This window comes from Candidatus Tisiphia endosymbiont of Mystacides longicornis, from assembly GCF_964031095.1.
Taxonomy (GTDB): domain Bacteria; phylum Pseudomonadota; class Alphaproteobacteria; order Rickettsiales; family Rickettsiaceae; genus Tisiphia.
Window position 1 is genome coordinate 625,319 of the sequence record NZ_OZ035004.1, and the last position, 11,403, is coordinate 636,721.

Below are 11,403 nucleotides of genomic sequence, written 5' to 3' on the forward strand. Positions count from 1 at the left end.
AGTTATATAATTCCCTAAGCAATACTATTCCCTCTAGGGCGGCTATTGCTTTTAATAGCAAGAGATGTAGAAGGACGGCAAGATGTAGTGGAAAGAGTTTTAGATGTGCTACCAATTATTTCTCTCATACTACGAGCTTTTTTCTTGATTTTTTCGATGTTCATTGTTTCTGCTTGCCCCTCACGTAATTTTGCTCCCATATCTTGAGATTGTTCAGTAGTAAGAATCTTCTTGCCTTTTGCCATTTTAATTAAATTATCTACAATGAAAGGTCCACAATCTTTATCGTTTTGTTGTTGTTTAGTCTTTAAATCAACGATTTCAGCATTATCAGGACAAACTTCTTTAATCATATCTAGTAACTCCTGTCGTTGATCTATAGGCGTTCCCATAGGATCATTATAGGTAAATACTATCTTATTATCCCTATCCTTAGTGATTGCTAAACTAACCCAGTGTTCATGTCCCGTATTAATTGGCATAACAGCATAGTCTTTTCCACTATTTACCGATACGATAGCTTCAAGCATAACATGTCGTAACATTTCATTGTTATACTGCTCAGAAGCTAGTGATACAGCTGGTTGGATAGAAACATTTTCGTTTAATGAGGCTTTTAGTAAATTGGATATATCCAAATCATTATACCAATAATTCTCTTTTGTTAGATTATTTTCCTGAGAGTATTCTACCTTGTTTTGTTTTGTTGGTATCGGTATTGCTTTTCTCCCTTCATTTGCCATTTGTTTAAAAGCATTGATAACTCTCTTAAGGACATTCTCTGGTTTATATTCATTTAGATTCTCTTGCATATAATGAACAGTTACGCTGTTAATGCCAGGAACATCTTCCCTTTGTTTAACTTCAGCAGTAATATCAGAACTTCTTCCCTGACCTTGACCTAATGGGATGCAACCATTAGTAAAATTTTCAATGGTGTATCCCTGTTGAAGCGGTACAGTATATTTAGCTTGCTTGGCAAGATTCTGAAGTTTTTGCGGCTCAGATAGGTCAAAATATATATCAATAGGATTTATTTCTGTTCTACCAATATCTTTTTGGAATTGTTGAGATAATTGCGATATATAATTCTCTAGTTTTCTAGCACCACCAACTTTATCTTGTAAAATTTCTTCAACTTCTAACTTAATACCTAATTGTTGATCTTGGTTAATGATATCAAATTTGTTTGCAATAATATTAGCTACGTCATCGATAGATGAAGGATTGCTGGCTATAATTACCCTAGTATTACCTAAGTCTTTTGCTGCTTTTACTACCTCAGTTAATCTCTCTTTATTAGGTAATCCCCCTGACAATAATATATTAGGAGGTCTGTTTAGAATCTCTGACTCTATTAAATTGCTAACTGGCATAGATTGGATGTGCGAAGTTTTTTCTTTAGCTATATGTTTTCTATCTACAGCCCTAACTTGGTCATTAGCATTGGCAAAAAACACATGATCAACATTAGAAAGAAGAGGTTGCCAACTAGATTGTAGATTTTGAGCTTGTGCATTATAATTACTAAAGGTCAAACAAACCTTAACCCCTAAGTTTTTTAAATTCGTTAAATCATTTTCATCAAATAATGGTTTTTCCATATTTGAATTAAATTGTATATTAAGTATGGGTGTTTTTTCTAAATCCTCAGATTTATCCAATATTTCATTTACTATATGATTCTTATCTAGTTTACCATCTTGCATGTAGGGTTTAAGCTCAATAGTTGATATTGCTGAGCTAATTTTAGACATATTGGTACTATGCTGAGTTTCTTGGCTTTCATGGCTACCGCCAATATTAAATAACACTACATTATTTTCTCCTTCCTTTGCTAATGACATATGTACCTCTAATTAACTATAATATCCAATGGCTGTCAGTTTAAACTAAAAAACAAGCAAGGTCAATTCTTCAAAGCAAAACAGCATATTAGTTGTATAATAATCTCACCCCCTTTAATAATATACTATTATAAACATGCACTAATATATTATTTATTGGTAGAGTTGATTAAATGGTAATAGTAATTGGCTATAAAAATAATATAGGGGAAAATAATGCATTGGAATGATGTTGACGAAATTGCTATGAGTTTAGAAGAAAATTATCCGGATGAAGATATATCTGAATTAACACTAAAAGACCTTGAAGACTTAATAAAATCATTAAGTGATTTTGACGATCATGAAATTGAACCAAATAAAGAGGTGTTAAAAGAGATTCTTGAAGCTTGGAGAGAAATGAAAGATGGTCATTTTGAGAATTAATAGCAAATTTCCCAATTCTTCCTAAATTGAAAAACCGTCATTGCGAGAAGGTCGTAAGGTCGACGAAGCAATCCAGAAAAGTGATTAGAAATGGATTGCCACACCACCTATGGTGGCTCGCAACGACGGTTTTTCAATTATTGTTTTCTTAAACTGATGCTTATGCTTTGGTGTGGGGTCTAGATTCCGTACCAAAATGGGAATGACAATAGTGGGCGGGAATAACAATTTATGATTGATTCTCAACTAATTATTGATTCTCAACTAATTTTGAGGATAGTCTTCTTCATCCCATTGTTTTTTAACTTCAATATAGCAACAGATATAATCGATCTTTTGTTGCAAATCAGATTGTTGTTTAATTAGCATCTTCATATAACTTTCTTGCTTAAAATCACTGTTACCAACTGTCCATAGCAAAGATTGCACCATACCAGATAATGCAAAAAGTTTGCTCTTGATCTCTTTGAGTTCTGCTGCACATTGCTCATGATTATTATTACTCATATGATATACCTGCTAATTGATAATTTGTTCAAGCCCAACATCGTCTGATTATTTGTTGATAATTCTGCTGAATATAGTCAATTCAGGAGAATTGACTATATTTGTGAAAACCCAAAACTGAATTTACACTTATTTAATTTTAGTATTTATATATAACTAATTATTCGATCTTTACTATAAATAATTACAGTTATTACGCTATATATATGTAACTATATTATAGCAAGCAATTAATATCAATATATTTTTACTGAAAAAATTAAAATATTGCATATAATAAGTTATATTTATAAACTAAATTAGTTGTAATTACATGTCTTATAATGCATTACAAAAAAATCTTGAGAAATTAATTAAAGATCATAATTATCAAATAGCCGATTTAGAAAGAAAGGCGGGGCTTAGAAAAAATAATGTTTATAATATTATTAAGGGAATATCAAGAAAACCTTCTGCAGAATTGTTACAAGCTGTAGCTGATGTATTCGGCTTAACAGTAAAAGACCTTTTTACTATGCCAACGGAAAGTTATCCATTTCTAACCTCCGAAGACCTAGACTTACTTATTAAAGTTGCAGAACAAGTAATAATTGAAATTAAAGCTCAGCAACTAAGTGTTTCTTGTAATGATGCGACCTTAATAATTAACGAAGTGTTTAATTATTCTTCTGAATCTAAATTAACTCTCCCTGATGAAAAATTCATTAAATGGGTACTGAAACACAAATACAATCAACGTTGAGATGCAGGATAGCATATGGAATCCATCTTTAATATTTCAATACTTCTAGGATGAGTTGAACCAAATTTTTTCACATGTTGATCATGAAACTTAATATACCAGGCTTTTTCTGTTAAATGACAACTAGCTTTTGCTGCATTTAAATACATAATACTTATTTCATCAACATTCCCCATATTCTCTTGGTAGTTATTCCAATATAAGCTTTCTGCATCAGCATAAGATTTAACTGCTTGCTCATTTTGTCCAAGAGATGCTAAAGCATTTGCTTCAGCAACAAAGGCTTTGGCTAAATATATATCCGGTGATAGGACAGTTTCTTTACTATTATTAAGTCTGGTTGGATCGTTAATAAAGATCATTTTTGCTTTTTTTGCATATTCTAAGGCTTTATTAGCATTGCCTAAACCTAGTTCTAATATGGATATTTGAGTAAATATCTTGCCAAAAACTACATGCTCTTCTTTTTTTAAATGTCCCGATATATCATATAATTTTTGGATTTGGCTATATGCTTTTTGATACTTACCTAAAGTATTAAATATACTAACTTTTATCATATAATGATCTACAAGAGCAAAATCATTTTGATTTAATCCACCCTTAATAAATGACTCTAAAGATTTATTAATGACTTTCAGTGCTTTATCATACTTACCCTGTGTCAATAATAATATCGATTCAGCGTAGTATGTTATAGCATAAATGTAATGCCTTTTATTTAAATCAGGTTCATTAATTGCTTGAAGCAAATCTTCTATTCTTTTGAGACTTTCTTCTGCACCCTTCGTATTCCCTAAATAAGCTTCTGATTCTGCTATATGAGATATAAGATTAAACTTAAAATCATTATAACCATCAAGACTAAATAATATCTTTTCAGCTCTTCTGTAGTAGTTAAGAGCTGTATTATACTGTGTTAGGTTTCCATAATACCACCCTATTACTTGTAAATAAGCTGCATATAAATATTTTTCATTATTATTTATTATCCATGATGTAAATTTTTTTTCTGGATCATTTCTATTGAACCAATTGACCAATTTTTTAGCATTATAGAAATCTAAGTGATTAACATATTGCATTAATAGCTGTAAATTCAAATCCAAAAGTTTGTATGTATTTATATTGTATTTTTGTGCATTTTCAGTAATTATTTCTAAGTTATCTCTGACAGTTTTTTTACTGAATAACATGTAAGAGTTGACTAGCTCCTGTGGTATAGAGTGTACTAATTTAATAACAATATCCTCTAAATAAGCCTTATTGTTCTTGTCCCCATTAATCTCTGCGATTTTCTGAGCAATCACGTCATGCATTTCAAAGATAGAATTAGTTTCATTGGTATCAATATTAGATATCAAGGCAAATTTAGATAATTGATAAATATCATCATCAAGGCTGTTCTTATCATTAGTGATAATTCGTAGTAAATCTTTAGAAAAAGCCTGGTTATTAATTAAAGCTATCTTATTTAATAGCTCTCTAGCATTTGGTTTTAATTCTTTGATAGCTAAGGTAATGTTTAACTTAATTTTATCAGTAGACTTTCCTAGCCCTTTCTTATATTCCTTTTTATCTAAACCCGGTATTTGTTTTAACAATTGAGCCCCTTGTACTATCAATATAGGATAACCGGCAAATTCTTGGGCTAAGAACTCTGATAGTTTAACATCATTATTCTCTTTTTCTAAAATATTATTAGCAAGAGTTATCGCATCACTTTTTTCAAAGGCAGTCATTTTGACTATATTAGGTAATAATTCACTATCCTGCGAGCCAAAGAGAATATGACCATTATGTTCCCAGTTAACAAATTCTTGTACTTTTTCATTTTCTTTGATCTTTAAATTATCAAACACTAACAACCATTTATCTTTACTGGATAAATAAGACATCACCTCTTTCTTTGCGGATAATACATCTTCTGATATTAGGTTAGATTTACTAACTGCATTAATTGATTTTGCCAATTTTACAAATTCTTCATTGATGTCTAAATTGCAATCAATAAACCAAATCACATTATAATTATTTTTATTCTCATAAGCATACATTCTAGCAAGCTGAGTTTTGCCCATACCACTAATACCAACAAGGCTTGCTTGTCTATATTTAACTAAATTACTCTTTACAAAAGTTAATTGCTTAATGTGATTAACAAAATAGTTGACTGGTATAACAAGATTAGATACTTGTATTTGAGCAAATGAATTATAAGGCATAGCTAGCAACATTATTATTAATAAGTATCTTTTCATCTTTTTTACCTCAATTTAAGTAACTCTTTATTTATTTGGTGTATATTTGGCAAAACTTATTACTTTACCTTTCTCTTTATTGATAATTACAGTTCTACGTAATGTAATTGTTATTATATTTATTTTATTTTTACTGAATATTTTATAGTTCAACCCATGTTCTCTTAAAGATTGAAATATTTTATTACAACTTAGTAAAAATGGATCTATAATTTCTAAAAGCATACTGTTTGATAAATTTATCATCATTTGTTCAGTAAGTAAAAAACTATCATAAGAAATAATGATATTGTTTACATTAAACGTGACTATCAAAGTTTTAGGTAAACTACTTTGGTCTTCCATAAAATGGATTAAATTATACATTAAGCTAAAAATTATTTGATACAAGACATGTTGACCACAATCCACTATCAATTTATCAGTCTTATATTCATATTTTATTGCTATATCTAAAAAATGTTCAGCAAAATAGTTTTCCAAATAATTAATTAACTCTTTTATGTTAATCTCTGCTTGAGTATGATTAGTGAAACATATAGGAAATAAATAGTTACTGGGAGCTACTCTATCCATTTTAATTCTTTGGTTAGAATCCAATTCTAATTGTTGCCTTATATATTCCTCAGTGGCTTTTTTGATAAAAAAAGCATTTAAGTTTCTACTGGATTTTTTATGTAAAATTAAGGCATTATTCAATTTATTTGCTGCAAATAAATTATCTTCTAATTGTTCTATATTGTAAGTAAAACGTTGTTTTCTTTGCAGATATATGTAAAGAATTATCGAGCAGATAACAAAAGAAATTGCTATATTTAGATATAAACATTTGTATAGCTTGCTAACATTATTTAAATAATAATCAGAATTAGGTCTAATACCTAATTTAATCAAAAGATTTATATTATTAATTTTACAGTGTCTTTTCGTTAAATAATCATTGTTATCAATATTATTTGTTGCTATATCATTAGCATTAATTTCAATCTGATAAATAAGGTAAATTGGTAGTATTTTGCTAATTGTTTCTTTTAAATTTTGCAAATCAAAGACTAACATATCTTGGAAATTATTAACATAAAGAAAAGAATTATTAGAACCAATAAAATTAACTAATCCACTTTGGTTTAGTATTTGATTACTATCTTGGCTAGTAAATTTCTTAAGAATGAAAAAAGTTTTATCAAATACGCTTGAATTTAAAGCTGTTTCTATATCTGTTGCTAATAAAGTGATTATATTATGTTGAACCATTTCCAAAGCCAACTTATCTTGTTCTTTTTGGCTATATTGCAGACATTGATATATACTAATATTATAAACCATAAATATAAAGATAGCGATAATATGTGGAGTTAATTTTTTACCAAGTAAACGTTGCATCTAATTTTGTAATATATACTTATAATTATAGTCAATTTAGGGGAATTGGGTAGCAGGAGCGATGAAGCTACGCCTATAAGTAATAGACGAGCGACGAGTGACAACGTCCTCAACTTCTCATCAATTGACTATACTTAACCATATGTTAAGATTATCTAAGGTTGCTCTCTTTGTCTAGACAAAAATTTAGATAATTTAAGATATAATACCAAATATATATTATAGACTGGTTTTTTTAATAGCAATATACCAGATAATATATAGTCAATTCAGGAGAATTTGGGGCTAGGAGCGATGCCTATAAGTAATAGGCAAGCATTGAGCGACGACGTCACCTATAGTTAAGGATTTGAAGGATAAATCGATTAATACTAGGAGAATTTGTAATGAGTAGAAAGTTGGTATATGCTAGCGATTATCGTGGCATAGAATTGCGTAAAGCTCTGATAGATCAGCATAATTTAAGTGGTTTTGAATCTGAGGATTTAGGTATTGATGATGATTCTCCACTAGATTATGTTGATATTTCTAGATTGTTAGCAGATAGGCTCCGAAATACAGAAGACATAGGGGTGATGATATGCGAGAGTGGTCAAGAAGTAGCTATTGCACTCAATAGATTTACCCATATAAGGGCAATTATATCACGATCAACGGAAGACTCTATACAAACTAGGCAAAAGCTTAATGCAAATGTTGTATGTTTAGGTAGCCAAAACTCCTCTTTAGAAGAATCTCAGGATATAATTGAAAAATTTGTTACAGAAAACTTCACTGGTGAAAAGCATACAGCATGTGTACAAAAATTAGAATTATCACAAACAAAACACATTGATACTGGTATCAATGTAATAGTACGTGGAATAATTATTCATAATAATCACATATTGCTTACTACTGCTACATCTGATAATCCAAATTTTCCACCAAATATTTTTTTCTTGCCAGGTGGACATGTTGAATATAATGAACCATCTTTACAAGCTTTGAAACGAGAAATATGGGAAGAAATGAATCTAGAGATAGAGGAATCAGAGTTTGCCGGTATATTGGAATGCAGTTGGAAGCGTAAAGGATCAATTTATCATGAATTAAATATTGTATATAATATTGATATTAAGGGGTTAGATTTATCTCATCCACCTGTAGCAATGGATCATAAATTCCATAGTTTCATTTGGAAGCCCATAGACCAAATTGATAATATAGTTATTCTGCCAGAAAGTCTAAAAACTATTATAAAAAATTATGTTGAGCAAGGTTCAAAGATGGATATTTTCTCACAAATCCTAAATGCATAAAAATAAGATAATATAGAGGATGTATGCTTTATAGCTGATCGAGCGATGTTTAGTAAAGCTAATCTACAAGCTCTTAATGAGTCGTTATAGTCAATTGATGTATGTAAAGGGTTAAGAGGTAAATTTTAGTTTTAACAAAAAAATATAAATTAAATGAGTCGATACACTTAGTGCAGAGATATTATGTGATATAGTATCTTATATTAACTAAAAAATATAAGATATTAATATGTTTAGTCAGATTCTAGGTAACATAGGAAGTAGCATAGGTGGTGTTTTTGGTGGAGGTATATTATCAACTATTGGACGATTTGCAGGTAAGACATTAGGTGATTATTTAGAATATTTAAATCATCAACCCGAGGAATATTATCATTTTAAAAATATTAGGGAAAGTTTTGTTCTATCAAAAGCCGTTTATGGACATCCAATAGCGTTAGTTTTTGGTACAGCAAGGGTCAATGGTAAAATAATTTGGGCAAACCAAATTAAGGAAGTGCAGATTACCAGCGTTGCACAGCCAGGCGTATCAGATGCTCAGGGAACTGTCGCCATCCATAATTTAACAGAATGCGAATATTATTTATCCTTTGCAGTTGGTATATGTGAAGGTGAAATTGCTGAAATTAGTAGAGTATGGGCTAATGATCAGTTGCTCAATCTTGAACAATATACATTCAGGCTTTATTTAGGGTCAGAAGAGCAAATAGCCGATCCTTTAATTGCTGCAACTGATCCTCAAGGGCAAGTACCAGCTTTCCGTGGATTAAGCTACGCGGTATTTGAAGAGCTACCATTAGCTGATTTTAATAATTCTATACCAAATTTCTCCTTTGAAGTAACCAGAAAGGCTAATATTCCTGATAATATTGAAGGCAAGAGCGTAGAAGATTTGGTTGAGGCGATTGACATTATCCCAGGTTCAGGGGAATTTGTTTATGATTGCCTAATACAGTATAAAACCATTACCAATTCTTTGGGGGGTGTGATCAATAAAAAACCAATAAATTCCAATAATTATCATAACATTGCTGATAGTGTTTATAGTCTGGATCAAATGAAAATTATATGTCCTAATATCAAATGGGTTGCACCAGTTGTATGCTGGTTTGGCGATAGTTTGGATATTAAAAATTGTATTATCAAACCTGCCGTAGAATTTAATGATCCGCATACCCAATACTCAGAACAATGGCAAGTTGGTAAATATTCACGTGATACGGCAAGATTAGTATCACGAGATGCAGATAACTTCCCTAAATATGGTGGTACAGTCAATGATGCGAGTATCATACGTTACTTACAGGAATTAAAACGTAGAAACTTTAAAATCATGTTTTATCCAATGTTTTTTCTGGATATTTGGCAAAAGCCATGGCGGGGTCATTTGACAGGTTCGATAAGTTCGGTAGTAGATTTTTTTAATAAAGATCAAGGTTATAATGATTTCATTCTACATTATGCTGAGTTAGTTAAGGATCATATTGATAGTTTTGTAATCGGGTCTGAGTTAATAGGTTTAACTAGTATCAGAGATCAACATAATAATTTTCCTGCTGTTATGGAACTGATAAAACTAGCAAAATTAGTTAAAAATATCGTTGGTGATAATGTACTTGTGACTTATGCCGCAGATTGGTCAGAATATCACCATACCAAAGACGGATGGTATAATTTAGATAAGTTATTTGCCTCAGAATATATAGATTTTGTTGGTATTGATGCTTATTTTCCTGTAACAAGAACGGTAAATTCCAGAATTTCGTCAGAAGAAATCATTAAAGGTTGGCAATCAGGCGAAGGATATGATTACTTTGTAGATGACAATAATAGTCAACGTCAATTATCAGAAGATTATGCTTGGAAGAATTTAAGATATTGGTGGGAGAATTATCATCGCAATCCTGATGGGATAACAACAGAATGGCAACCAAAAATGAAGAAAATTTGGTTTACAGAGTTTGGTTTCCCTTCTATTGATAAAGCAACTAATCAACCTAATATATTCTTTGATCCTTTATGTATTGATGGCGGAGTACCAAAATATTCTACTGGTGAAGTTGATTTTTCCATTCAGCGTAAAGCTATACGGGGATTTATTGAATATTGGCAAACACAAGAATATATCGAACAAATGTTTTTATGGACTTGGGATGCCAGACCTTATCCAGCTTGGCCCCATAATAATATTTGGCGAGATGGTAACTTATGGGCAAAAGGACATTGGGTGAATAATAAGTTTGGGGCTTGTAATTTAGCGGCAATAATTCTTGAATTGTCTTATAGATGCAATATTCCACTAAAGAACATCGACATATCTACTCTTGATGAAGCGGTAGAAGGGTTGGTATTAAATAAAGCGTTATCTTGCATTGATATTATTAACTCTCTAAGGATTATATATTTCTTTGATATCATAGCTTATCAGGAACAAATTAAATTTACCAAGCGTGGATATTCACCTCTCTGTAAGGTTAGTTCAAAAATATTGGTTAAATTATCAAGCAATAGTTATTTAGAACAAATGGAAATTTCTAAAACTAGCATTATTAGTAAATTAGGGCTAAACTTTATTGATCGATGTGATAATTATAATAATGGTTTTTGCCAAATAAATAGTGAGAATTTTTCACATAGAGCTATTCCAGTCTTAAGGCTACCTATTATACTATCTTGCCTGGAAGCGGAAAGATTAGGGCAGCTAATCCTAAAAAATGCTGCTACTGAAACTAAAATTTTAAGATTTATCATGCCGGCAAATTTTATCAAATATCAACCGGGGGATTTTGTCTTATTGTATTATCGGAATTATCAATATCAAATTAGGATTATCTCCATGAAATTATCTCGTTTAACAGTAGAAATACAAGGAATTATCGATGAAGTTGAAAATTATGGCGGTTTCTATAGTTAATGATTAACCTTACATATGACAT

At 30.5% G+C, this 11,403-nt stretch carries 9 protein-coding genes; 5 read left to right on the forward strand and 4 right to left on the reverse strand.

Features of this window, described 5'->3' with window-relative positions; genetic code table 11:
* Window positions 1-14: 14 nt before the first annotated feature.
* Complete coding sequence (locus ACQH6S_RS03240) at window positions 15-1,847, reverse strand: Ulp1 family isopeptidase (RefSeq protein WP_425364678.1); 1,833 nt, start codon at window positions 1,845-1,847, stop codon at window positions 15-17.
* A 216-nt stretch (window positions 1,848-2,063) separates the two neighbouring features.
* Between ACQH6S_RS03240 and iscX the strand changes: the two genes are divergently transcribed.
* Window positions 2,064-2,273: a Fe-S cluster assembly protein IscX gene (gene iscX, locus ACQH6S_RS03245; RefSeq protein WP_094649784.1), complete on the forward strand. Its 210-nt coding sequence runs from the start codon at window positions 2,064-2,066 to the stop codon at window positions 2,271-2,273.
* A 264-nt stretch (window positions 2,274-2,537) separates the two neighbouring features.
* On the opposite strand, the gene ACQH6S_RS03250 is transcribed toward iscX, so the two are convergent.
* On the reverse strand, window positions 2,538-2,780 hold the full coding sequence (locus ACQH6S_RS03250; protein ID WP_094649624.1) for a hypothetical protein: 243 nt from the start codon (window positions 2,778-2,780) through the stop codon (window positions 2,538-2,540).
* Between the two features lie 313 nt (window positions 2,781-3,093).
* Between ACQH6S_RS03250 and ACQH6S_RS03255 the strand changes: the two genes are divergently transcribed.
* Window positions 3,094-3,522, forward strand: a complete 429-nt coding sequence (locus tag ACQH6S_RS03255) for a helix-turn-helix domain-containing protein (protein ID WP_094649625.1) — start codon at window positions 3,094-3,096, stop codon at window positions 3,520-3,522.
* Here the strand turns inward: ACQH6S_RS03255 and ACQH6S_RS03260 are convergent.
* On the reverse strand, window positions 3,513-5,783 hold the full coding sequence (locus tag ACQH6S_RS03260) for a tetratricopeptide repeat protein (RefSeq protein WP_425360082.1): 2,271 nt from the start codon (window positions 5,781-5,783) through the stop codon (window positions 3,513-3,515). The genes ACQH6S_RS03255 and ACQH6S_RS03260 overlap by 10 nt on opposite strands.
* Window positions 5,784-5,810: 27 nt before the next feature.
* The gene (locus ACQH6S_RS03265) at window positions 5,811-7,166 is read right to left on the reverse strand and encodes a hypothetical protein (protein ID WP_425360083.1); all 1,356 of its coding nucleotides are present in this window, start codon (window positions 7,164-7,166) and stop codon (window positions 5,811-5,813) included.
* A 45-nt stretch (window positions 7,167-7,211) separates the two neighbouring features.
* On the opposite strand from ACQH6S_RS03265, the gene ACQH6S_RS03270 reads away from it, so the two are divergent.
* From ACQH6S_RS03270 to ACQH6S_RS03280, 3 genes are all read left to right on the forward strand, one after another.
* A complete protein-coding gene (locus ACQH6S_RS03270; RefSeq protein WP_425360084.1) occupies window positions 7,212-7,304 on the forward strand; it encodes a palindromic element RPE2 domain-containing protein in 93 nt (30 codons plus the stop codon).
* A gap of 248 nt (window positions 7,305-7,552) precedes the next feature.
* Complete coding sequence (locus tag ACQH6S_RS03275; RefSeq protein WP_341748652.1) at window positions 7,553-8,467, forward strand: RpiB/LacA/LacB family sugar-phosphate isomerase; 915 nt, start codon at window positions 7,553-7,555, stop codon at window positions 8,465-8,467.
* 229 nt (window positions 8,468-8,696) lie between these two features.
* On the forward strand, window positions 8,697-11,381 hold the full coding sequence (locus tag ACQH6S_RS03280) for a baseplate megatron protein TIM-barrel domain-containing protein (RefSeq protein WP_425360085.1): 2,685 nt from the start codon (window positions 8,697-8,699) through the stop codon (window positions 11,379-11,381).
* Window positions 11,382-11,403: the final 22 nt, after the last annotated feature.